This is a genomic window from Streptomyces sp. NPDC059875 (assembly GCF_042731085.1).
Taxonomy (GTDB): Bacteria; Actinomycetota; Actinomycetes; order Streptomycetales; family Streptomycetaceae; genus Streptomyces.
Map to the genome: position 1 here is coordinate 87,027 of NZ_JBHWJZ010000027.1, position 23,610 is coordinate 110,636.

The window sequence follows — 23,610 nt, forward strand, 5'->3', positions numbered from 1 at the left end:
GGGATAGGCCCCGAGCGGGCTGCCGCCGCTTCACGCGGCAGCCCGCCGGGCTGTTGGGCCTGTTCGCAGGTCCCGGACGTGCTTCAGGCAGCCGTCATCCCGACCACCGACAGGCCGCTCAATACCCCGCACGGCCGTATCGCCGTCCTCCGCGACAACCAGGGCGCCCGCTTCGCGGTCCTGGCGGGGCCGTCCGCCGAGCCCGTTGCCGAGTCCACCGCCGAGCGCGCGGACGAAGCCCGCGCCGTGCCCGGTGATGAAAGCGTCGAACCCGCCGAAAAGACCTCCGCCCCGTCCGACGATATGAGGTAAGACACCCCGATCCGCCCCCGGGTTCGCAACCGCCGCCTCGGACAGGAAGAATCAGGGCCACGGGGCCGTATTCTCATGGCCCGTACGGGGAGGTGGCAGGCAAGTGGAGCAGCTGACGCAGCACGACCCGAGACGGATCGGGCCCTTCGAGGTGCTGGGCCGGCTCGGTGCAGGTGGCATGGGGCTTGTCTATCTCGCGCGCTCGGCGTCCGGGCGGCGTGTGGCGATCAAGACCGTGCGGACCGAGCTCGCCGAGGACCAGCTGTTCCGTGTCCGCTTCACCCGTGAGGTGGAGGCCGCCCGGGCCGTCTCCGGCTTCTACACGGCCGCCGTCGTGGACGCCGACCCGCGGGCCGCCGTGCCGTGGCTGGCCACCGCGTACGTTCCCGCGCCCTCCCTCGAAGAGATAGTGAACGAGTGCGGGCCGCTGCCGGCCCAGGCCGTGCGCTGGCTGGCCGCCGGTGTCGCCGAGGCCCTGCAGTCCATCCACGGTGCGGGCCTGGTCCACCGCGACCTCAAGCCGTCCAACGTCCTCGTCGTCGAGGACGGCCCCCGGGTGATCGACTTCGGCATCGCGTCCGGGGTCTCGAACACCCGCCTGACCATGACCAACGTGGCCGTCGGCACGCCCGCGTACATGTCGCCCGAGCAGGCCCGCGACTCGCGCAGCGTCACCGGCGCCAGCGATGTCTTCTCGCTCGGCTCGATGCTGGTCTTCGCCGCCACCGGGCACGCCCCCTTCCACGGCGCCAACCCCGTGGAGACCGTCTTCATGCTGCTCAGGGAGGGCCCGGACCTGGAAGGGCTGCCGGACGAGCTGCGCCCGCTCATCGAGTCGTGCATGCAGATGGACGTCTCGCGCCGCCCCACCCCGGCCGACCTCCAGGCCCAGCTCGCCCCCCATCTCTTCGGCTCGGGCAGCGACGACAGCGGTACGGCCTCGGCCTGGCTGCCGCTGTCCGCCACCTCCATGATCGAGCGGCGTCGGGGTGGCGGCCGTACGGCTCCGGCACCCGCCGCGCCTCCCGCCCCGCCCGCCCCGCCCGCACCGCCGCGTCCGCCCCGGCCCGCGCCGGAGTGGAGCGGTGACCCGCACTCCGGCCAGGCGGGTGGCGGTCGGCACGCCGCCCCGGCCGAGGCCGCCGGTCCCGTACGGCTCGCCGGCGCCGCCGTCCCGATCGGTCCGGGCCCCCGGGTCGCCGACACCCGCGCCGCGATCGGCTCCGCCGTCGACGCGGGCACGGCCACCGGCTGGATCCGCCCGCCCGGCGGCGGCCCGAACGGCGCCGAGCCCGGCCCGCCGCCCGGCTCCCGCCCGCTGCCGGCCCCCGCCCAGGCGCCGGAGGCCGCGCAGGAGCCGGCGCACTGGCGGCCCTGGCGCTTCCGGATGTCGAACGACGTCTGGGGCACCCCGGTCGTCGCCGGGGACCTCCTCTACGTGACCTCCTTCGAGGTGCACGCCCTGGACGTGGCCAGTGGCCGCCGCCAGTTCAAGACGCGGGACGTGGCCTGGTCCATGGCGGTGGCCCAGGGCCGTATCCACGCCTCCGACGGGCCGACGCTGTACGCGCTCGACGCGACCGACGGCAGCGAGCGCTGGCGGCTGCAGACGGACGCCTGGGTGTACTCCCTCAAGGTCGACCGGGGCACGGTCGTCACCGGCACCCGGGGTGGCGGGGTCCAGGGCTGGGAGGCCTCCAACGGCGCCAAGCTGTGGGAGATCACCGGCGCGCAGACCGACTTCGAGACCCCGGAGGCGGGGCCGGCCGTGCACGGCGACACGGTGTACGTGTGGCGCGACGCCCGGTTGCAGGCCCTGGACGCCCGTACGGGTGCGGAGCGCTGGTCGTACCCGGTCGGCGACGCCGCCTCCTGCGGCAACGCGCCGGTCCGGGTGACCCCGGCGGAGGACGGCTGCGTCTACGTCGCGGCCGGGACGCGCGTGCTGTCGATCGACATCGCCGGCGGGCACGTCCGCTGGCACTTCGAGGCGCCCGCGGTCTTCCTCTCTCCGCCGACGTTCGCGCCCGGTCCGGCCGTCACGGGCGGCGGGGTCTATCTCGCCGACTACCTGGGCACGGTGTACGCGCTCGACGCGACCACCGGCCAGGACCGCTGGCGGATCGCCACCGAGTCCCGTCAGTCGATCGAGCCGGTGCTGGTCGTCGACGGCAACGTCCATGTGGGCAGCGGCAGCGCGCTGTACACGCTCGACGCGGTGACGGGCACGCCGAAGTGGCGGTTCGCGGCGGGCGGGGAGCTGATCGGCACGCCGGTCGTCGCCGACGGCCGGGTGCACTTCGGTTCGGCGGACCACGTCCTCTACACGCTGGACGCGATGGGCGGCCAGCTGCGCTGGAAGCTCGCGACCGGCGGCGAGATCACCGGCTCGCCGGTGGCGCGGGGCGGGGTCGTGTACGCGTGCAGCAAGGACCGCTGCGTGTACGCGCTGGACGCCGTGAAGGGCACGGCGACGGGACGGAGCGCGGCGCCGAGGGCGTGAGTCCGCCGGGCGCGGTGGGCCTGGGGTCCGTCCGGCGGATCAGGCCCTAGGCGCGGTGGTTGGGGGGCGGCTCGCGGTCCGGGTCCCAGGCCGGGACGTCCATGGTCTGCGTGGGTGTGCCGTACGGGGTGGGGGTCCCGTACGGGGGAGTGGGCGGGCCGTCGTCCGGCGGCGGGCCGTAGGGCGTCGGGTGCGTCGGGGCGGCCGGTGCGAGGTCCACTCGGTGGCTCCGGGTGCGACCCGACATGACCACCGACGCGATGAGGAGCAGCACGCCGCCGCCGAAGGCGTTCGCGACGCCGTCGCCGAGCCCCGTACCGTCGCCGCCGACCGACAGGCTGCCCTCGGCCTGGCCGACGCGGACCATCCACAGGATGGTGAAGCCGAGCACGATCAGCCCGGCGAAGGCCACGAGCAGGCGGGAGCGGAAGACCACGCCGGCGAGGGTGACCACGGCCGCGAAGGCGAAGGGCAGCAGGATCGAGCCGATCACCTCCGCCTTGGCGTCGGTGATGCCGCCGAACAGGTCCTCGATGCGGTAATCGCTGCCGTGACGGCCGTCGTACCAGGCACGGAAGGGGCTCCAGACGGCGGCCGTCGCTCCGGCGAGGGCCAGGACCGAGCCGATGACGTTGCGGACCATCGATCGGCCTCCTTAACGGTCCGGCTCTCGGTGTCGACGCTACGCCGGGTGCGGGGGGCCCGCCACGCGGCGCTAGGGTGGCGCGGACACAACAGGAAGGGCCGGGATGGCAACGGGGACGGCGCGCCGGCGGGGCATCAGGCTCGCGGCGACGCTCACGGTGGTGGTGCTCGCGCTGACGGGTTTCCAGACGAGCAGCAGCGGCAAGAGCAGGAGCAGCGGCTCCGGTGGTGGTGGCTGCTCCAGTTCCAAGAAGAAGAACAACGACTACGACTACGACGACGCCTCGAGCGGCGGATCCGGCGGCAGCGAGTACACCACCGAGCCCGCGACGCCGAGCGTCTCCGCGTCTCCTTCCTCCACCGTGACGGTGGAGGTCGTCGACTGTGTGGAGCCCGCGCAGAAGAAGCGCAAGGGCAAGCCGGCCCGCAAGGCGGACACCACGGCGTCGCTGCGGATCACCTCGCGCGGGTCGTTCACCGAGACCTATCGGGTGACCTTGCGGTTCGAGGGCGGCACGGGCAACGGGGTCGACTCGACGGACCAGCTGGTGACGGTGGGGCCGGGGGAGTCGAAGGTGTTCGACGTGAAGATGCCGAGCCCTCGGCTCGTCGACAGGGTCAAGAACTGCGTGGTCTACGACGTCCGCAGGACGGACGCCTCCGCCACGCCCACCTCACCTACCTCGCCTACCTCGTCCGGAAGTCCGTCGCCCTCCTCGTGAACAGCTCGCCCTGCCGCTCCGGCGGCAGGTTCCCGAGCGTGATCAGGTGCGGGGCGTGGGCGAGGGCCTGCGCCCTGGCGGCCTCCTTGGCCGACCACAGGGCCCGGACGGTGCCCTGGACCGCCTCGGTCGGGTACCCGGCGATGACGGCGGCGGCCCGGCGGGCGGCGTCCAGCGCGCCGCCGGGCTCCGTCAGCTCGGAGACGAGCCCCGTCTCGTACGCGCGGCGGGCCGAGATCCGTTCGGCCGTGCCCATCAGCGCCATCCGCGCCACCTCCCCGAACGGCATCTTCTGCGCCATGTGGATCGTCTCGAAGGCGCTGACCATCCCGTAGGTGGTGTGCGGGTCGAAGAAGGACGCTCCCTCGCCGGCGACGAGGAACTCCGCCTCCCCGAGCAGGTAGAACGCCCCGCCGCAGGCCATCCCCTCCACGGCGGCGACGACCGGTTTCCACAGGTCGTTCGCCTTGGGGCCGATCGCGATGAGCGGATCGTCGATCGTGTACGGGGAGGAGGGCTGGGGGACCTCGGCCGTGCGGTCGATGCCGGTACAGAAGGCCTTGGTGCCGGCGCCGGTGACGACGACGGCCCGTACGGTGTCGTCGTACCGGAACTCCCGCCAGGTGGCGGCGAGTCGGCGGGCCATGTCCAGGGTGACGGCGTTGTGCTTCTCGGCCCGGTCGAGGGTGACGACCGCGACGCCCGTCTCCTTGTCGTGTGCGACGGTGATGGTCATCCGCGCTCCAGGAGCCAGCGCGGCACGGTGACGCCCTCGATCTCGGCGAAGGCGACCTTCACCCCGGCCCCGATCCGCAGCCGCGCCGGGTCGACCGAGTCGAGCGGGGCGTCCGGGGCGGCGACCACGTTGCCGACGAGACGGATGCGGGGCGCGTCGATGAGTTCGACGACGACGGCGTTGTACGGGGCCTGGGCGGCGTAGTCGGGCAGGAGCGGCGGGTGGGGCAGCACGTACGACCAGATCCGGCCGCGACCGGACATCGGGCGCCACTCGCTGTGGAAGGACTGGCAGTGCGGGCAGCAGGGCCGGGGCGGGAAGCGCAGCTCGCCGCAGTCGGTGCAGCCCTGGATCCGGAGCTCGCCCCGGGCGGCGTACTCCCAGAAGGGCGCGCCGTCCTCGTCGACGACAGGGGTCAGCATCGGTGTCTCAACTCCTCAGCAGAATGGCCGACGTGGGGACGCCCTCACCGGCGGTGACCAGGCAGGTGGCGGCGTCGGGGACCTGGGCGGTGGAGGCGCCGCGGAGCTGCTTCACGCCCTCGTTGATGAGGTTGAAGCCGTGGACGTACGCCTCGGAGAGGCCGCCGCCGCCGGTGTTGATCGGCAGCCGTCCGCCGATCTCCAGGGCGCCGCCCTCGGTGAACGCGGCGCCCTCCCCTCGGTCGCAGAATCCGTATCCCTCGAGGGAGAGCGGGATGAGCGGGGTGAACGCGTCGTAGATCTGGGCGACGTCGACGTCCTGGGGTCCGAAGTCGGCCTGCTTCCAGAGGTGTCGGGCGGCGGTCCAGGCGGGGCCGGAGAGCGGGTCGTCGTTCCAGTAGTTGACCATGCCGTGGTGCTGGGCGGGCAGGCCCTGGGCGACGGAGTGGACGTACACGGGCTTCTGCCGGCAGTCGCGGGCCCGTTCGGCGCTCACGACGACGCAGGCGAGCGCCCCGTCCGTCTCCAGGCAGTTGTCGAAGAGGCAGAGGGGTTCGCTGATCCAGCGGGCGGTCATGTACATCTCGCGGGTCAGCGGCCGCTCGTACGTGATCGCGGCGGGGTTCTGGTTGGCGCGGTTGCGGCAGGCGAGGGCGACGTTGAAGAGGTGGTCGCGGGTGGCTCCGTACTCGTGCATGTAGCGGCGGGCGAGCATGCCGATCTCGTCGGTGGGGCGCAGGAGTCCGAAGGGCCGGGTCCACTGGCCGGGGGTGGCGAGCTGGGCTTGCGTGTTCGTCCACGGCCGGGGGCCGCTTCCGCGCTTGCGTGACCGCCACGCCACTCCGACGCTCGCCTGTCCGGTGGCGACGGCGGCGGCGAGATGCCCGACGGTCGCGCAGGACCCGCCTCCGCCGTAGCCGACCTTGGAGAAGAAGGTGACGTCACCGGCGCCGATGGCCTTGGCGACCTCGACCTCGTCGGTCTCCTCCATCGTGTACGAGGCGAAGGCGTCGACCTCGGCGGGTGGGATGCCGGCGTCCTCGAGGGCGGCGAGGATCGCCCGGCAGGCGAGGGTCTTCTCGGACTCGGGGAGCCGTTTCGCGAACGGTGTCTGTCCGATCCCGACGATGGCCGTGGCGTCCTTGAGCACTGCAACCTCCCCGATCGCGAGCTGCTGACAGCGCGTCAGGCTACAGCTAATCTGACGGATAGTCAGCTACGGGTGCGGCGGGAGGGACTGCGATGCGCGGTGACCTGGAATGGGGCTCGATAGCCGGGCTGGTGCGCTCGGCGGCGGAGCGGTACGGGACGGCGGAGGCGGTGGTCGACGGCCGTACCCGGATCTCGTACGAGGAGCTGGGCGAGCGCGTCGAACGCGCGGCGGCGGCCTGTCTGGCGGCGGGCGTGGAGCCCGGCGACCGGGTCGCGATCTGGGCCCCGAACACCCTGGACTGGATCGTCTCGGCGCTCGGGGCGGTGACGGCGGGGGCGGTGCTCGTCCCGCTGAACACGCGCTTCAAGGGCACGGAGGCGGCCTACGTGCTGTCGCGGTCCCGCGCGAAACTGCTGTTCATCACGGGCACGTTCCTGGGAACGTCGTACGTCGCGTCGCTGCGCCGCTCGGGAGTGGAACTCCCGTACCTGGAACGGGTGGTGGTGCTCGCGGACGCCGCGCCCGAGGACTACACGACCTGGAAGGACTTCCTGGCCGAGGGCGAGTCCGTCTCCTCGGCCGAGGTCCGCGCACGGGCCGGCGCCATCTCCTCCGAAGACCCCTCGGACATCATCTACACCTCGGGGACGACGGGCGCCCCGAAGGGCGCGGTGATCACACACGCCCAGACGCTGCGCTGCTACGGGATCTGGTCGGACCTCGCGGGCCTGCGGGAGGGCGACCGCTATCTGATCGTGAACCCGTTCTTCCACACCTTCGGCTACAAGGCCGGGATCATCGCCTGCCTGATGCGAGGGGCGGTGATGGTCCCGCAGCCCGTCTTCAACGTGGACACCGTCCTCGCGAACATCGCCGCCGAACGTATCTCGGTGCTGCCCGGCCCGCCGACGCTGCACCAGTCGCTCCTGGACCACCCCGCCCGTTCGTCGTACGACCTGTCGGCGCTCCGGCTCGTGGTGACGGGCGCGGCGGTGGTCCCGCTCCGGCTGGTCGAGCGTCTGCGCGGCGAGCTGGGGGTCGGCACGGTCCTCACGGCGTACGGCCTCTCCGAGGCGAGCGGCATCGTCACCATGTGCCGCAGGGGCGACCCGGCGGAGGTCATCGCGACCACCTCGGGCCGCCCGATCCCCGACACGGAGGTCCGCCTCTCGGCGGCGGGCGAGGTCCTGGTGCGCGGCCACCACGTCATGAGCGGCTACTTCGAGGACGCGGAGGAGACGGCCCGGGCGATCGACGCGGACGGCTGGCTCCACACGGGCGACGTGGGCGTCCTGGACGAGGCCGGCAACCTGCGGATCACGGACCGCATCAAGGACATGTTCATCGTCGGCGGCTTCAACGCCTATCCGGCGGAGATCGAACAACTCCTGGGCCTGCACCCCGACATCGCCGACGTCGCGGTCATCGGCATCCCGGACCCGCGGCTCGGCGAGGTGGGCAAGGCCTTCGCGGTCCGGCGGGCGGGCGCCCGGGTGACGGGCGACGACCTGATCGCGTGGGCGCGCCGGGAGATGGCGAACTACAAGGTGCCGCGGGAGGTGGAGTTCGTCGCGGAGCTGCCGCGGAACGCGAGCGGAAAGGTGGTCAAGGGGGTCCTCAGGTCACAACATCGTCCCTGAGCGGCGGAACGTCGGCTTCCGTGTGGCAGGGGGCGGGCGCGCCCGCCACAATCCGCACGCACCACTTCCTCTCCCTCGTCCCCTTGGAGCAGCCGGTGTCGACGCCCGAACTCCCCATATCCCTGACCCCTCAGCAGGCCGCGACGGGTGTGATTCTCACCGTCACGCTGCCGACCGGCCCCACCCAGCTCCGCGTCCCGCCGTGCCGCGACGGCGATCTCGTCCCGGCCCAGCTCGGCGACGGCACGGTGCTCCTGCGCATCCGGGTCACCGGGCCGCCGCAGGCGCCCCGCAAGTCCGGCGGCCTGGGCTGCCTGGTGACGCTCGGCGTCATCGGCGCCGTGATCGCCGCGCTCGTCCTCACGAACGACAGCGACGACGACGCCACGGCCGGTTCACCGGCCCCGACCACCACCTCGGCCACCGCGACGACCGCCCCGCCCACCACCGCCCCGACGACGGAGGCCCCGCCCGACCCGTTCACCAAGGGCACCTGCCTCAACGGAAGGCTCCCGGACTCGACGACCGCGCAGAGCGTGAGCGACGTCGAGGAGGTCCCCTGCTCGGCCTCGGACGCGCACTACCGGGTGATCGAGACGATCCCCCTGACGTCCGACCTGAACCGCTGCAACGACAACCCCAAGACGCAGTACGCGTTCTCGCACCGCTACACGATCAACGGGGCGACCGTCAACGAGTACGTGTACTGCCTGGTCGGGATCGGCTCGTTCGCGCGGAACTGAGCCGCGGGCGACGGCCGCCTGAGGACCACGATGCCGTGCTCCGCGCGGACCCGCTGCCACCCCGTCCCTTCCGCCCGCCGCAGGACGCTGTCGACGGCGCCGGGCGGTAAGGGATCCGCGAACACCAGCACCTGCCGGAGGCCGGGAGGCTGAAGCTGCGCTGCGAGACCGACGGCCCGGCCCGAGTCACCGGCGACGCACGCCAGTTGGAACGGCTGGTCCGGAACGTCCTCGGCAACGCCTGCCGCCATGCGGAGATCGCGGTGCGCCACGGCGCGACGCTCGGGGTCGCGGACAGCGCGCGGGGGGCGCGGCTGGTGGCGAGGCTGCCGGCGAGGAAGCGCTTCGTGCGGGTCATTTCCAGCTCCTCGTAAGGGTGGTGGAACTTCGTTCAGGGACGACCCTGCCAGGATGGGAACACCAGTTCGACAGTTGTGTGAGGTTCCGGTCAACGTTGGCCGGGAGTCGCTGCCAACACATGACGGAGGGGCTGGGTGGAAGCCCAGCCCCTCCATCATGCGTCCGGTTGCGGCCTGCGCCCCGCGCTCACTCCGCCAGGTTCCCCCGAGCCCTGCGGACGTCCCCCGAGCGCCGGCGCTTGGGCCCCGGACATGTACGGCTTCGGCGGCTCCCCCGTTGGTGTCGCCGAAGCCGTCCCCCGTCGGGAAGGTTCAGCCCTGGGTCGGCTTGAACGGCTCCGATGTGGCGTGCTGGTCGAGCGTGGTGATGTCGCCGCCGGTCGCGTGCTGGTCGAGCGTGGTGATGCCGCCGCCCGTGGCGTGCTGGTCCTGGGTGGTGACCGGGGTCTCCTCCGTGCCCGTGGCGTGCTGGTCCTGGGGCTTCAGTACGGGCTCGGTCTTGAGCGGTTCGGCCATGATGAGTCCCTCCCATGTTGTCGCAGTGCAGTTGAGTCCGTTGAACCCGGCCGGCCGCTCCCCCGTGGCCGACCAGCCGGGTTCAGGGCCGTTCACCCTATTGCTTGCGAGCGACGGCCTCATCGGCGACCCGTCTGCCCCCCGACGCGGCGGATCGATGAGAGGAGCATGGCGCGCGGTGATAAACGTTCGATGAACGCGCAGACGGCGGCGCTTCTATGCGGCAGCGGACGGCGTGAGCAGGGACCGGAGGACATCTGCCTCGGGGGAGTCCAGGCTCTCGTGGATGGCGAGTGCGTCGCGCCAGCAGGCCTGAGCGCGGCCGATCTGGCCGAGGCCGCTGAGCGCCTGACCGAGCACGGTGAGAACGTTCGCACGGCGCCACTCTCCGCCGATGCCGTGCAGCACGGCCAGTGCCTGCTCCGCCAGCGCCGCGGCCTGCGCCGGGCGACGGGCCGACAGTTCGAGCTCCGCGATCCGGAAGAGCGTCATGCCCTCCCACAGTCGCTGACGACTGTCCCGGAAGACGGCCAGCGCTTCGCGCAGTGCTGCCGCGCCCGCGGCATGCCGACCACTCTCGGTCAGGGCCATGCCGAGCGCATAGCGGCCGTTGGCCCCGCGGAGCGAGTGCCCCATGGAGTCGTAGATGGTGATGCCCTGTTCCGCCAGGGAGACCGCGCTGGCCAATCGGCCCGTGGCCAGGTGGATACGCGAGAGGTTGCACAGGGCGCTCGCCTCGCCGGGGCTGTTCCCGTCTGCGCGGAAACCCTCGATGGCTCTGCTCAGATGCTGTTCACCGTCGGCTTGCCGAGTCTGGTAGATGGCGATGATGCCCCGGGCGTTGGCCGCCCAGGGCAGCGTCAGGGTGTCCAAAGTCTGCGCAGCCAGCCGCGCCGCGTGTTCCGCATCCTGGTCGGCCTCGTCGAACCGCCCCGTGTAGGTACGGACGTTGGTGAGAGTCATGTAGGCACGGCCCTCGGCGTGCTCGTCGCCGATCTCGTGCGCCGCCTCACGCAGAGCCGCGGCCACCGATTCGTACTGCTTCGAGTTGGTGCCGGATTCGCCCAGGTCGATGCACGCCCACAGCAGATCCACCGCCCGCCGCAGCGTGCTGCCCGTGCCGGCCGACTGCCTCACGCAGGCCAGCAGGCAGTTCGCCTCCGCGTACAGCCAGTCCTGGGCCGCGTGGCGGTCGGTGAAGGTCAGGCCCTCGTATTCCGTGGGTTCCAGGTGGTCGACCAGGCGGTCCCCCGGCCGCTCGATCGCGTACACCCCCGCCGCCGTCGACAGGTAGAAGTCGAGCAGCCGCGACAGCGCCAGCTCCCGCTCCACCGGCGGCTGTTCGTCCCGCTCCGCGCATGCACGCGCGTAGAGGCGCACCAGGTCGTGGTAGCGGTACCGGCCCGGGGCCGCCGATTCCAGCAGGGACGTGTCGACCAGGGCCTCCAGCAGGTCCTCGGTGTCCTGGAGCGGCAGGTCCAGGACCGCGGCCGCCGCGGCCAGGGAGACGTCCGGGCCGTCGGCCAGGCCGAGGAGGCGGAACGCGCGGGCCTGGGCCGGTTCCAGCTGGCCGTAGCCGAGTTCGAAGGTGGCCTTGACCGCCAGGTCGCCCGCCTGGAGCTCGTCCAGGCGGCGGCGCTCGTCGGCGAGCTTCGCGGCCAGGACCGCCACCGTCCACGTGCGGCGCGCCGCCAGGCGGGACGCGGCGATACGGATCGCCAGCGGGAGGAAGCCGCATGCGGCGACCACGTCGAGGGCCGCCTCGCGTTCGGCGCAGACGCGCTCGGAACCGACGATCCGCGTGAAGAGCTGGAGCGCCTCCTCCGGAGACATGACGTCGAGGTCCACCAGGTGGGCCCCGGCCAGGTCCACCATCCGGATCCGGCTCGTCACCAGCGCCGCGCAGCCCGCCGTGCCCGGCAGCAGGGGACGGATCTGGGCCGCGTCCCTGGCGTTGTCGAGAAGCACCAGGATCCGGCGGCCGTCGAGGGTCGAGCGGTACAGCGCCGCCCGCTCCTCCAGCGAGTCGGGGATCGCCGAGTCCGGTGTGCCGAGGGCCCGGAGGAAGGCGCCGAGGACCGTCTCGGGGGCCGCCGAGCGGGAGCCCGCGCCCTGGAGGTCCACGTACAGCTGGCCGTCGGGGAAGTGCGGGCGCGCCTCGTGCGCCACGTGCACGGCGAGGGTCGTCTTGCCGACGCCGCCGATGCCGGCGAGCGCCGAGACGGCCATCACGGAGCCCTCCGCCGTGGCCAGCCGGTCGCCCAGCTCCCGTACGAAGGAGCTGCGGCCGGTGAAGTCCGGCACCGTGGCCGGGAGCTGCGCGGGCCGGGACACGACCGGCGCCGGAGCCGACTCCTCCACCGGTCGGGCCAGTTCGGCGTCCGCTCGGAGGATCTGCTGCTGGAGACGGGAGAGTTCCGGGTTCGGGTCGACGCCCAGTTCGTCGGCGAGCAGCCGGCGCGTGTCCGCGTACACCGCCAGCGCCTCCGCCTGCCGGCCGCTGCGGTACAGCGCCAGCATCAGCAGCTCACGCAGCCGTTCGCGCAGGGGGTGCGCCGCCGTCAGAGCGGTCAGCTCGGAGACGGCCTCCGCGTGGGCGCCGACCTCCAGGTCCATGTCCAGGCGTGTTTCGAGGAGCTGGAGACGCCACTCCTCCAGTCGGGCGCGCTGGGTCTCGGCGTACGGCCCCGGAACGGACGCGAGGGGCTCCCCGTCCCACAGGGCGAGCGCCTTCCCCAGCCGGACGCGCGCCTCGCCCCGGTCCCCGGCCGCCCGCAGCTTCTCGGCCTCGGCCGCCAGCTCCTGGGCGATGTTCAGGTCCACCACGCCGGCCGGCACACGGATCGCGTAGCCGCCGGCGTCGCTGACCAGGACGCCGGGGTCGAGGATCTTGCGCAGCCGCGAGGCGTACGTCCGTACCGCCGCCAGCGCCTGCGAGGGCGATTCGTCTCCCCAGATGGCGTCGATCAGCTCCGAGGCCGTGGCCGTACGCCCGTCGCGCAGCAGGAGCGCGGCGAGCAGCGCCCGCTGCTGCGGGGAGCCGGAGGGCAGGGCCTCGCCGGCGCGCCAGGCCCGCACCGGCCCGAGCACGCCGAAACGCAGGACGTGACCGACATCGTCGCGACCTGTCGACGGAGCGCGCTGCTCCGGAACTCGCGGGCCGTTCTCACGGTCCATAGCTCCCCCTGCTCGTACCGCTGGATTCGCCCAAGACAGTCTGCCTTGTCCGGCGGGGACACGTCAGCATCGGGTCACTGTCTGCACAAGTCCTGCCACAGGATCCGACATGAATCCGGCCGGTCCGGGCCTCCCGAGCAGCTGACGGGTCGTCAGATCAGCGCTACCGTGAAACGTATGGAGACCTTCCCGAAGATCATCTCGGTGGACGACCACACCGTGGAGCCGCCTCACGTCTGGCGGGACCGGCTCCCGTCCAGGTACCGCGACACCGGGCCCCGGATCGTCCGGGCGCCCCTGAAGGAAATGACCTTCCTCGGGGGGAAGTTCGCCCCGGTCATGGGGGCGAAGGGCGACGACGGGCCGATCGGCGACTGGTGGGTGTACGAGGACCTGCACCGGCCGCTCACCCGCCTCGACACCGCCGTCGGCTACGACCGGGACGAGATACGGCTGGAAGTCATCACGTACGAGCAGATGCGGCCCGGCTCCTACAGCGTGCCCGACCGGCTCGCCGACATGGATGTGAACCATGTGCAGTCGGCGCTCTGCTTCCCCACCTTCCCCCGCTTCTGCGGGCAGACCTTCACCGAGGCGAGCGACCGTGAGCTCGGGCTGCTCGGCGTCCGCGCGTACAACGACTGGATGGTGGAGGAGTGGTGCGGGCCGGAGGCCCGGGGGCGGCTGATCCCGCTCACGCTCATCCCCCTCTGGGACGCCGAGCTCGCCGCGGAGGAGGTCAGGAGGAACGCCGCCAGGGGGGTGCGCGCCGTCGCCTTCTCGGAGATCCCGCCCCACCTCGGGCTGCCGTCGGTCCACACCGACTACTGGGACCCGTTCCTGCGGGCCTGCGACGAGACGGGCACGGTCGTCGCCATGCACATCGGCTCCTCCAGCCGGATGCCGTCCACCTCCGCCGACGCCCCGCCCGCCGTCGGCTCCACCATCACCTTCGCCAACTGCTGCTTCTCGATGGTGGACTGGCTGATGAGCGGGAAGTTCGAGCGCTTCCCGAACCTGAAGATCATGTACGCGGAGGGCCAGATCGGCTGGATCCCGTACATCCTCGAACGCGCCGACGTCGTCTGGGAGGAGAACCGCGGCTGGGGCGGCGTCGCCGACAAGGTGTTGCGTCCGCCGTCGGAGCTCTTCGCCGAGCATGTCCACGGCTGCTTCTTCGACGACGCCTTCGGGCTGAAGAACCTCGACGCGATCGGGGTCGGGAACGTCCTCTACGAGACCGACTACCCGCACTCCGACTCGACCTGGCCCAAGTCCCGTGAGGTCGGCGAGGCCCAGATGGGGCACCTGGCGCCCGACGTCGTCGAGCGGATCGTGCGCGGCAACGCGATCGAGCTGCTCGGGCTGACGGCGGACGGGCTCTGGGTGCCGTAGCGCGACGCGCGGAGGCCGCGACCCAGAGGGGTCGCGGCCTCCAGGCGATGTCAGGCGCTCAGCCGAAGCGGACCGACGAGATCGTGTTGTCGAAGCCGATCGACGCGAGGTCGGCGATGTTGCCGGTCACCGACTTCGACGTGCCCTTGCAGTCCTTCTCCGTCCAGATCTTCACCGCGCCGCTCGCCTGGAGCGAGGACGCGCGGTTGTCGCGGCCCACGTTCTGGCAGCCCGTGCCGGCCAGGCCCTCCGACGGGTCGCCGAAGTTCTTCTCGTCGGAGAGCGTGACGCTGCTCGACCCCGAGCCCCCGCCCTCGGCCGGAGCGTCGCCGCCCGCCTTCTTTCCGTCCGGCGTCACCCCGAACCAGGTGCCCCCGACGCCCTGCCCGTTGGTGTCCCCGGGCCGCAGGTCCTTGCTGAAGCGGTAGACGGGCCAGCCCTTGACGGTGACCTGGAGGTTGCCGTCGTCCCGCCGGACCACGCCCACGTCGGACTTCTTCACGCCGTCGATGAAGATCCGCCCGCCCGGGGCGACGACGACCGGCGGCCAGGTGGTGGCGCAGGCGCCGTTGCAGGTGGACTTCGACGGGTTCGCCGTGTCGTTGTCGAAGCGGTAGAGCGTGAAGCCCGCGCCGTTGACCACGACCGGGTCCAGCGCGCCCGCCCGAGCCGCGCTCAGCTGGACCCACTTCTGCGGCTTCCCGGGAGCGTTCGCCCAGTCGCCGGTCTTCGGCTGCGCCTTGTTCTGCTTCGCCGTGCCGCTCAGGAAGTCGAACTCCGATGCGGCCGACGACGCGGCCCCCTTGCCGGCCCCCTCGACGGCGGCCTTGTCCTCCGTGCCCCCGCACGCGGTGAGCAGCAGGGCGGCGGTCGCGGTCACGGCGGCGATCATCCCGAAGCGCTGGGTGTTCATGGTTCCCCCTCAGTGGTGTGTGGTGCCTTCGCGGGGGAGTACGGGGACGGCTGTAGGGGCCACTCAGCCGGTTACGAGTTCGGCACTCTGCCGGGACGGTTCCGTCACCGGGTCACGACACACCCCTTGTCTGATGGACCGTCAGACGCAAGCATGAGAGCCGCCAATCGATATGACGATTCGTCAGATCCGTGAGGGGGTCACCATGGTGGTCTACGGGATGCAGCTCCCGATCCAGTCGCAGAGCACCCTCTACGCAGAGCCCTGGGAGGCCGCGGCCGGCCCCGCCGACCTGCTGGAGATCGCCCGCGTCGCCGATCGGACCGGCTTCGACTACATCGCGAGCTGCGACCACGTCGCCATCCCGCGCCGTCTCGCCGGGCCGATGGGCACCATCTGGTACGACCCGGTGGCCACGCTCTCCTTCCTCGCCGCCGCGACCGAGCGCGTCCGGCTGCTCTCCCACGTCGCCGTCGTCGGGCTGCGCCACCCGCTGGTGACCGCCAAGGCGTACGCGACCCTCGACCACCTCTCCGGCGGCCGGCTGGTCCTCGGGGTCGGGGCGGGTCATGTGCAGGAGGAGTTCGAGGCCGTCGGCGCCGACTTCGAGGGCCGCGGAGGAGTCCTCGACGAGATGATCGACGCGCTCAAGGCGGCTCTCGGACCGGAGGAGTTCCCGGAGTTCAGCGGTGAGCGGTTCTCCTTCAAGGAGCTGGGGCAGCGGCCCCGGCCCGCCCAGGAGCGGGTGCCGGTCTGGGTCGGAGGATCCTCCCCCGCTGCCGTGCGCAGGGCGGCCCTCAGGGGCGACGGCTGGCTGCCGCAGGGCGACCCGCGGGAGAAGCTCCCCGCCCAGATAGCCCGGCTGAGGACGTTGCGGTCCGAGGCGGGGATCGAGGAGCCGATCACCGTCGGGGCGATCGTCGAGCCCCTGTACGTCGGCGAGGCCGGCTGGGAGGTCGGCCGGCGGACGCTGACCGGGAAGCCGGAGGCCCTCGCCGAGTCGCTGCGGGCGTACGGCGCGATGGGCGTGCATCAGATCCAGGTCCGGTTCCGTTCCCGGAGCCGTACCGAACTCACCGATCAGATGGCGACGTTCGCCGCCGAGGTCGCCCCCCACCTGAGCTGAGGAGTGGACGGACATGGGCAAGCTGGACGGGCGCGTCGTCGTCGTGACGGGCGCGGCGCGCGGGCAGGGCGAGCAGGAGGCGCGGCTCTTCGCCGCCGAGGGGGCGCGGGTCGTCCTCGGGGACGTGCTCGACGATCTCGGCGAGGCGCTGGCCAAGGAGCTGGGGGAGGAGCGGGCGGTCTACGTCCACCTCGACGTCACGAAGGAGGAGGACTGGGCGGGGGCGGTCGCCGCCGCCAAGGAGCGCTTCGGGCGGATCGACGGACTCGTGAACAACGCCGGCATCCTCCGCTTCAACGAGCTGGTGTCGACGCCGCTGGAGGAGTTCCAGGCGATCGTCTCGGTCAACCAGGTCGGCTGTTTCCTGGGGATACGGACGGTCGCGCCGGAGATCGAGGCGGCCGGCGGCGGGACGATCGTCAACACCGCCTCGTACACGGGCGTGACGGGCATGGCGGGCGTCGGCGCGTACGCGGCCACCAAGCACGCCGTGCTCGGGCTCACCCGGGTCGCGGCCCTGGAGCTGGCGGCCAAGAAGATCCGGGTGAACGCGGTCTGTCCCGGCGCGATCGACACCCCCATGAGCAACCCGGAGGGCGTGGACCCCGAGGCGACGGCGGGGCTGTACCAGAAGCTCGTGCCGATGGGGCGGATCGGGAAGCCCGAGGAGGTGGCGGCCCTCGCGCTCTTCCTGACCGCCGACGACTCCTCGTACATCACCGGCCAGCCCTTCGTCATCGACGGCGGCTGGCTGGCGGGCGTCGCTCTGTTCTGACAGGTTCTGACGCTCCATCAGGTATTGACGCACCCACCGTGCGGTGCGAAAGTCGGGCACAGAGAATCTGACGGTACGTCAGAAACAACGAGGACGGTGAACCCCCTTGGAATTCGGGATCTTCGTACAGGGATACGTCGGCAAGCGGGCCGAGACCGATCCCGAGGCCGAGCACAAGGCGCTGATGGAGGAGACCGAGTACGTCATCCAGGCGGACAGGTCCGGGTTCAAGTACGCCTGGGCGTCCGAGCACCACTTCCTGGAGGAGTACTCGCACCTCTCGGCGAACGACGTCTACCTGGGCTACCTCGCCCACGCCACCGACCGGATCCACCTCGGCTCCGGCATCTTCAACCCCCTCGCGCCGGTGAACCACCCGGTCAAGGTCGCCGAGAAGGTCGCCATGCTCGACCATCTCTCCCAGGGCCGCTTCGAGTTCGGCTCCGGGCGCGGTGCGGGCTCCCACGAGATCCTCGGGTTCATGCCGGGCATCACCGACATGAACCACACCAAGGAGATCTGGGAAGAGACGATCGCCGAGTTCCCCAAGATGTGGCTCCAGGACGAGTACGTCGGCTTCCAGGGCAAGCACTGGTCCCTGCCGCCGCGCAAGGTCCTGCCCAAGCCGTACGGGAAGTCCCACCCGGCCATGTGGTACGCGGCCGGCTCCCCGTCCTCGTACGCCATGGCCGGCAAGAAGGGTCTCGGCGTCCTCGGCTTCAGCGTGCAGAAGGTCTCCGACATGGAGTGGGTCGTCGAGTCGTACAAGACGGCGATCAAGGAGGCCAAGGCGGTCGGCGACTTCGTCAACGACAACGTGATGGTCACCTCGACCGCGATCTGCGCCGAGACGCACGACAAGGCCGTCGAGATCGCGGTGAGCGGCGGGCTCAACTACCTGCAGTCGCTGCTCTTCCGCTACCACGACACCTTCCCGCGGCCCGAGGGCATCCCGGAGTGGCCGGAGCTGCTGCCGGAGTACAGCGCCGAGATCATCGAACTCCTCATCGCCGAGGAGCTGATGATCTGCGGCGACCCGGAGGAGGTCCTGCGCCAGTGCAAGCGCTGGGAGCAGGCGGGGGCCGACCAGCTCTCCTTCGGACTGCCGATCGGGATCCCGTACGAGGACACGATGAACTCGATCAAGCTGATCGGCGAGCACGTGATCCCCAAGATCGACACGGACCCGGTCCACCGCACGACCCGCTTCCGGCAGCAGGCCGGGGAGTAGGGCCGCCCCGTACCGGGGCGGTGTCTTCCCGGACCACCACCCCGCACCGGCCCCGGTCGGGGACGTCGTAGCCGCGGCCGGCTACCGCGTCCCCGGCCGGGGCATGTCCGGCGTACGAAGGAAGGGACCCCATGCTCGATCACCTCATCAAGGGCGCCACCGTCGTGGACGGCACCGGCGCCCCCGCACGCGTCGCCGACATCGGGATACAGGACGGGCGGATCGTCTTCGCCGACGCGGACGCCACCGCCCGCACCACCCAGGACGCCACCGGCCTCGTCCTCGCCCCCGGCTTCGTCGACCCCCACACCCACTACGACGCCCAGCTCTTCTGGGACCCCTTCGCCACCCCCTCCATGAACCACGGCGTCACCACCGTCGCCGGCGGCAACTGCGGCTTCACCCTCGCGCCCCTCCACCCGGACCGGCCCGAGGACGCCGACTACACCCGCCGCATGATGTCCAAGGTCGAGGGCATGGCCCTCAAGGCCCTGGAGGAGGGCGTCGACTGGAGCTGGTCGTCCTTCGGCGAGTACCTCGACGCCCTCGAAGGACGGATCGCCGTCAACGCCGGCTTCATGGTGGGGCACTGCGCCCTGCGCCGGTACGTGATGGGCGCCGAGGCCGTCGGCGGGCAGCCCACGCCCGAGCAGCTCGACCGGATGACGGCGCTGCTCCACGAGGCCATGGACGCCGGCGCCTGGGGTCTGTCCACCACCCAGTCGTCCACCCACTCCGACGGCGACGGCGCCCCCGTCGCCTCCCGGCACGCCACGCCCGCCGAGCTGATCGCGCTCTCCAAGGCCGTCGGCGAACACGAGGGCACCCAGCTCGAAGCCATCCTGGCCGGCTGTCTCGACCAGTTCTCCGACGAGGAGATCGACCTCTTCGTCGACATGACGGCGGCCGCCGGCAGGCCCCTGAACTGGAACGTCCTCACCATCGACGCCGCCGTCCCCGAGCGCGTCCCGCGCCAGCTCGTCGCCTCCGAACGCGCCCGCAAGTCCGGCGGCCGGATCGTCGCCCTCACCATGCCGATCCTGACCCCCATGAACATGTCGCTCGGCACGTTCTGCGCGCTCAACCTCATCCCCGGCTGGGGCGAGATCCTGGGACTCCCCGTCCCCGAGCGGATCGCCAAGCTGCGCGACCCGGCCGTACGGGCCGAGATGCTGCGTCGCGCCGACTCCAAGGAGGCCGGTGTCTTCCGCCGCCTCGCGCACTTCGGCCGGTACGTCATCGGGGACACGTACTCCAAGGAGAACGAGGGCCTCACCGGGCGCGTCGTGAAGGACATCGCCGCCGAGCGCGGCCAGGACCCCTTCCAGTGCCTTGTCGAGATCTGCGCCAACGACGAGCTGAAGACCGTGCTGTGGCCCATGCCCACCGACAACGACCCGGCCTCCTGGGCGCTGCGCCGCGAGACCTGGGAGCAGGAGGACGTGATGCTCGGCGGCTCCGACGCCGGCGCGCACCTGGACCGCATGTGCGGCGCCCCGTACACCACCCGCTTCCTCGGCGACTGTCTGCGGGGCCGGAAGCTGGTCCCCCTCGAACAGGCGGTGAAGATGCTCACCGACGATCCGGCCCGGCTGTTCGGGCTGCGCGAGCGGGGGCGGATCGCGGAGGGCTTCCACGCCGATCTGGTCCTCTTCGACCCCGAGCGGATCGAGGCGGGCCCGGCGACCCTGGTGCACGACCTGCCCGGCGACAGCCCGCGCCTCGACTCGCGGGCGATCGGCATCGTGTCGGTGCGTGTCAACGGCGTGGAGACCATCCGCGACGACGAGGTGACCGGCGCGATACCGGGCCGGGTGCTGCGCTCCGGCCGCGACACGAGGACGGTGTCCACGCGATGAGTCAGCGGCTGTTCATCGGGGGCGAGTGGGTCGAGCCCGACGGCGGGCACTACGAGGTGGTCAACCCGGCCACCGAGGAGGTCGTCGGCCTCGCGCCCGAGGCGAGCAGGAGCCAGGTGTACGAGGCGGCGGCCGCCGCCCGTGCGGCCTTCGCGACCTGGTCCCGTACGAAACCGGAGGAGCGGGCCGCGATCCTCGACCGGGCCGCGGACCTGATGGCCCGCGACGCCGACGCGAACACGGCCCTCGCGCAGGCCGAGACCGGGGCGACGACCGGCACCGCGCGCGGGATGCAGGTCGCCGTCGGCTCCTCCCGCTTCCGGCGGTACGCGCGCGGCGCCCTGGAGCCGGTCGAGCAGGCGCTGCCCCCGCAGATCAACGAGGCCGGGCCGATGGGCAGGGCGGGGGTCTTCGGGGCGGTGGCGGTACGGCGCCCGGTCGGTGTGGTCACCTGCATCACCTCGTACAACAACCCCTGGGCCAACCCGGCCGGCAAGATCGCCCCGGCGCTTGCGATGGGCAACACGGTGGTGGTGAAGCCCGCTCCGCAGGACCCGCTCTCCGTGTACGCGATGACCCGGGCCCTGGCGGAGGCGGGCGTCCCGGCGGGGGTCGTCAACGTCGTCACCGGCACGAGCACCGCCGTCGGCGAGGCGGCCGTCGACTCCCCGGACGTCGACATGGTCTCCTTCACCGGCTCGACGGCCGTCGGGCAGCGCATCGGCGAAGTCTGCGGGCGGGAGCTGAAGCGGCAGCTGATGGAGCTGGGCGGCAAGGGCGCGGCGCTGGTCTTCGACGACGCCGATGTGGACTCCGCGGTGATGGGGATCGGCACCACCTTCTCCTTCTACAGCGGGCAGATCTGTACGGCTCCGACCCGGGTGCTCGCCCAGCGCGGGATCTACGACCAGCTGATCGAGAAGCTCACCGGCTATCTGGGGTATCTGAAGGTCGGCGACCCGGCGGCGCAGGGCACGGTGGTCGGGCCGGTGATCTCGGCGGCCCACCGCGACCGGGTGGAGGCGTACATCGAGCTGGGCAGGAAGGAGGGCGCGCGGATCGTGGCGGGCGGCGAGCGCCCGGCCATGGAGCGCGGCTTCTACGTGGCCCCGACCCTGCTCGCGGAGTGCACGAACGACATGCGGGTGGTCCGGGAGGAGATCTTCGGACCGGTCGTCGTGGTCGTCCCCTTCGACGACGAGGAGGAGGGGGTCGCGCTGGCGAACGACAGCGACTACGGGCTCCTCGACTACGTGTGGTCCGGGGACGTGGCCCGCGCATTCCGTATCGCGGCCCGGCTGCGGGCGGGCGGCGTCGGCGTGAACACGATCGGTCGGAACATGGAGGCGCCGTTCGGCGGCTTCAAGAAGAGCGGCGTGGGGCGGGATGTGGGGTCCTACGCCCTGCACGCGTACAGCGAGACGCAGGCGGTGGTCTGGCCCGGCTGACCCCCTCCCCGAGCGGCTCGGAAAATACTTCGGGAAAATTTGGAAACGGACATTTAGGGCACGGCTGCGGTTCCCGCATATCGGACGGCCTCTGAGACGCCTACCAATCGGTCGGTCCGAACCGGTGGTCGATCTTTCAATCAATGCCGAGAGGGTCTTGTCGCCCTCTCAATGCAAGGTGAAGATCGGCCAACGTCCCGGACTCAACGCCTCCGGATGTGGAAACCGCAGCACTTAACGTCCTGTTCATGACTCAGGTGGATGCACGGCCCCAGGCCGGAGACACGGTAAGGGGCGTCGCCGCCAAGGGCGACACCCAAGGCGTACGCACCAAGGGACTCGGCGGGAACTCCGTCGGGCTGATGGGCAGTGCCGTCATCGGCATCTCGACCGTCGCCCCCGTCTACTGTCTGACCTCCACGCTCGGCTCCACGGCCGGCGAGGTCGGACTCCAGATGCCCGCGATCTTCCTCGCGGGCTTCCTCCCGATGCTGCTCGTCGCCTTCGCGTACCGCGAGCTGAACCGGGTGATGCCCGACTGCGGCACCTCCTTCACCTGGACCGTGAAGGCCTTCGGCCCCCGGATCGGCTGGATGTGCGGCTGGGGCCTCGTCATCGCGACGATCATCGTGCTCTCCAACCTCGCCGGCGTCGCGACCTCCTACTTCTGGCTCCTCGCCGGTGAGATCACCGGCAGCGAGTCCATCGCCGCCCTGGACGACAACAAGGCCGTCCACATCGGCACCTGCCTCGTGCTCATCGCCGTCGCCACCGCGATCAGCTACCGCGGCATGACCGCCACCAAGGGCGTGCAGTACGCCCTCGTCGGCCTCCAGCTCGTCGTCCTCGCGCTCTTCGTCGCCATGGCCTTCCAGAAGGCCGGCAGCGGCGCCTTCGACACGGGCCTGTCCTTCTCCTGGGAGTGGATGAACCCGTTCGCGGTCCAGTCCTTCGCGGCCTTCACCGCCGGCCTCTCCCTCTCGATCTTCATGTACTGGGGCTGGGACGCCTGCATGGCGACCAACGAGGAGACCACGGGCAGCGCGAAGACCCCGGGCCGCGCGGCGCTCATCGCGATGGTCGTCCTGGTCGGCTCCTACCTCGCCACCGGCATCGCCGCCCAGATGGCGGTCGGCTCCGGCGACACCGGCCTCGGCCTCGCCAACCCGGAGACCTCCGACAACGTCTTCGCCGCCCTCGCCGGCCCGGTCATGGGCCCGGCCCTCGGCATCCTGCTCTTCATCGCCGTCCTCGCCTCGGCGGCGGCCAGCCTCCAGACGACGTTCATCCCGGTGGCCCGCACCGTGCTCGCGATGTCGACGTACGAGGCGCTCCCCGCCTCGTACGCCAAGGTCAGCCCGCGCTTCAAGACCCCCGGCAAGGCCACGGTCGTCGCGGGTGTCGCCACCGGCGTCTTCTACACGGTGATGACGCTCGTCAGCGAGAACGTCCTGGTCGACACGATCTACGCGCTCGGCCTGATGATCTGCTTCTACTACTCGCTGACCGCGTTCGCCTGCGCCTGGTACTTCCGCAAGGAGCTCTTCCGCTCCGGCCGCGACTTCGTCTACAAGGGCCTGTGCCCGGTCCTCGGCGGCATCCTGCTGACCGCGGTCTTCGGCAAGACGCTGTACGACATGTGGGACCCGGCCTACGGCAGCGGCTCGTCCGTCTTCGGCGTCGGCTCGGTCTTCGTGATCGGCGTCGGACTGCTGCTGGTCGGCGTGGTGATCATGCTGGTGATGCAGCGCAAGAGCCCCGCGTTCTTCCGCGGCGAGGTGCTCACCAAGGAGACGCCGTCGCTGGTGGTGGCGGACTGACCGTCCTCCGTACCCACCCCTGAGTCACGAACGCCGAGGTGGCGGGACCGGATCGGGGGCCCCCCCCAGGGCGGTTTGGGGGGGCGCGGGCGCTGCGCCCCGGGCGGGGACCCGC

19 protein-coding genes are annotated in these 23,610 nt (G+C 71.6%); 12 read left to right on the forward strand and 7 right to left on the reverse strand.

Going from position 1 to position 23,610, the window contains the following annotated elements; all coding sequences use genetic code 11:
- Positions 1–78: 78 nt before the first annotated feature.
- Together ACFV9D_RS28755 and ACFV9D_RS28760 are read left to right on the forward strand one after the other, a co-directional pair.
- Entirely contained in the window at positions 79–312 is a 234-nt protein-coding gene (locus ACFV9D_RS28755) for a hypothetical protein (protein WP_385152309.1), read from the forward strand.
- Between the two features lie 103 nt (positions 313–415).
- Positions 416–2,815 (forward strand): PQQ-binding-like beta-propeller repeat protein, encoded by a 2,400-nt coding sequence (locus ACFV9D_RS28760; RefSeq protein ID WP_385152312.1) that lies wholly within the window; start codon positions 416–418, stop codon positions 2,813–2,815.
- A gap of 46 nt (positions 2,816–2,861) precedes the next feature.
- On the opposite strand, the gene ACFV9D_RS28765 is transcribed toward ACFV9D_RS28760, so the two are convergent.
- Positions 2,862–3,458, reverse strand: coding sequence for a hypothetical protein (locus tag ACFV9D_RS28765; RefSeq protein ID WP_385152315.1), 597 nt, complete (start codon positions 3,456–3,458; stop codon positions 2,862–2,864).
- A gap of 106 nt (positions 3,459–3,564) precedes the next feature.
- Here ACFV9D_RS28765 and ACFV9D_RS28770 point away from each other — a divergent pair, with 106 nt between their 5' ends.
- Entirely contained in the window at positions 3,565–4,182 is a 618-nt protein-coding gene (locus tag ACFV9D_RS28770; RefSeq protein WP_385152317.1) for a hypothetical protein, read from the forward strand.
- Here ACFV9D_RS28770 and ACFV9D_RS28775 read toward each other — a convergent pair.
- Genes ACFV9D_RS28775 through ACFV9D_RS28785 form a run of 3 tightly spaced genes read right to left on the reverse strand, consistent with a single transcriptional unit; the run spans position 4,148 to position 6,490 of the window.
- On the reverse strand, positions 4,148–4,918 hold the full coding sequence (locus ACFV9D_RS28775; protein WP_385152320.1) for an enoyl-CoA hydratase/isomerase family protein: 771 nt from the start codon (positions 4,916–4,918) through the stop codon (positions 4,148–4,150). The two genes, ACFV9D_RS28770 and ACFV9D_RS28775, sit on opposite strands and share 35 nt — an antisense overlap.
- The gene (locus ACFV9D_RS28780) at positions 4,915–5,340 is read right to left on the reverse strand and encodes a Zn-ribbon domain-containing OB-fold protein (RefSeq protein ID WP_385152323.1); all 426 of its coding nucleotides are present in this window, start codon (positions 5,338–5,340) and stop codon (positions 4,915–4,917) included. Before ACFV9D_RS28780 ends, ACFV9D_RS28775 begins: the two co-directional genes overlap by 4 nt.
- Positions 5,341–5,347: 7 nt before the next feature.
- Positions 5,348–6,490, reverse strand: coding sequence for a lipid-transfer protein (locus ACFV9D_RS28785; RefSeq protein ID WP_385152326.1), 1,143 nt, complete (start codon positions 6,488–6,490; stop codon positions 5,348–5,350).
- A gap of 92 nt (positions 6,491–6,582) precedes the next feature.
- Between ACFV9D_RS28785 and ACFV9D_RS28790 the strand changes: the two genes are divergently transcribed.
- Both ACFV9D_RS28790 and ACFV9D_RS28795 read left to right on the forward strand, forming a co-directional pair.
- Positions 6,583–8,133, forward strand: a complete 1,551-nt coding sequence (locus ACFV9D_RS28790) for a FadD3 family acyl-CoA ligase (RefSeq protein ID WP_385152329.1) — start codon at positions 6,583–6,585, stop codon at positions 8,131–8,133.
- 83 nt (positions 8,134–8,216) lie between these two features.
- Positions 8,217–8,876 (forward strand): hypothetical protein, encoded by a 660-nt coding sequence (locus ACFV9D_RS28795; protein ID WP_385152332.1) that lies wholly within the window; start codon positions 8,217–8,219, stop codon positions 8,874–8,876.
- A gap of 671 nt (positions 8,877–9,547) precedes the next feature.
- Here ACFV9D_RS28795 and ACFV9D_RS28800 read toward each other — a convergent pair.
- Together ACFV9D_RS28800 and ACFV9D_RS28805 are read right to left on the reverse strand one after the other, a co-directional pair.
- Entirely contained in the window at positions 9,548–9,751 is a 204-nt protein-coding gene (locus ACFV9D_RS28800; protein WP_385152335.1) for a hypothetical protein, read from the reverse strand.
- Between the two features lie 216 nt (positions 9,752–9,967).
- The gene (locus ACFV9D_RS28805) at positions 9,968–12,928 is read right to left on the reverse strand and encodes a BTAD domain-containing putative transcriptional regulator (protein WP_385152338.1); all 2,961 of its coding nucleotides are present in this window, start codon (positions 12,926–12,928) and stop codon (positions 9,968–9,970) included.
- A 177-nt stretch (positions 12,929–13,105) separates the two neighbouring features.
- Here ACFV9D_RS28805 and ACFV9D_RS28810 point away from each other — a divergent pair, with 177 nt between their 5' ends.
- Positions 13,106–14,323 (forward strand): amidohydrolase family protein, encoded by a 1,218-nt coding sequence (locus tag ACFV9D_RS28810; RefSeq protein ID WP_385152341.1) that lies wholly within the window; start codon positions 13,106–13,108, stop codon positions 14,321–14,323.
- A 58-nt stretch (positions 14,324–14,381) separates the two neighbouring features.
- On the opposite strand, the gene ACFV9D_RS28815 is transcribed toward ACFV9D_RS28810, so the two are convergent.
- Positions 14,382–15,236, reverse strand: coding sequence for a hypothetical protein (locus ACFV9D_RS28815; RefSeq protein WP_385152344.1), 855 nt, complete (start codon positions 15,234–15,236; stop codon positions 14,382–14,384).
- A gap of 205 nt (positions 15,237–15,441) precedes the next feature.
- Between ACFV9D_RS28815 and ACFV9D_RS28820 the strand changes: the two genes are divergently transcribed.
- The 6 genes from ACFV9D_RS28820 (at position 15,442) to ACFV9D_RS28845 (ending at position 23,495) form a co-directional block, all read left to right on the forward strand.
- Entirely contained in the window at positions 15,442–16,362 is a 921-nt protein-coding gene (locus tag ACFV9D_RS28820) for an LLM class F420-dependent oxidoreductase (protein WP_385152371.1), read from the forward strand.
- A gap of 13 nt (positions 16,363–16,375) precedes the next feature.
- Positions 16,376–17,137 (forward strand): SDR family NAD(P)-dependent oxidoreductase, encoded by a 762-nt coding sequence (locus tag ACFV9D_RS28825; RefSeq protein ID WP_385152347.1) that lies wholly within the window; start codon positions 16,376–16,378, stop codon positions 17,135–17,137.
- Between the two features lie 106 nt (positions 17,138–17,243).
- The gene (locus tag ACFV9D_RS28830) at positions 17,244–18,368 is read left to right on the forward strand and encodes an LLM class flavin-dependent oxidoreductase (protein ID WP_385152349.1); all 1,125 of its coding nucleotides are present in this window, start codon (positions 17,244–17,246) and stop codon (positions 18,366–18,368) included.
- Positions 18,369–18,499: 131 nt separating this feature from the next.
- Positions 18,500–20,227, forward strand: a complete 1,728-nt coding sequence (locus tag ACFV9D_RS28835) for an amidohydrolase family protein (protein WP_385152352.1) — start codon at positions 18,500–18,502, stop codon at positions 20,225–20,227.
- Positions 20,224–21,675, forward strand: coding sequence for an aldehyde dehydrogenase family protein (locus ACFV9D_RS28840; protein ID WP_385152355.1), 1,452 nt, complete (start codon positions 20,224–20,226; stop codon positions 21,673–21,675). The genes ACFV9D_RS28835 and ACFV9D_RS28840 overlap by 4 nt, the downstream gene beginning before the upstream one ends.
- 248 nt (positions 21,676–21,923) lie before the next feature.
- Positions 21,924–23,495 carry an APC family permease gene (locus tag ACFV9D_RS28845; RefSeq protein ID WP_385152357.1) on the forward strand — a complete coding sequence of 524 codons (1,572 nt, stop codon included), beginning with the start codon at positions 21,924–21,926 and terminating at the stop codon, positions 23,493–23,495.
- Positions 23,496–23,610 lie beyond the last annotated feature (115 nt).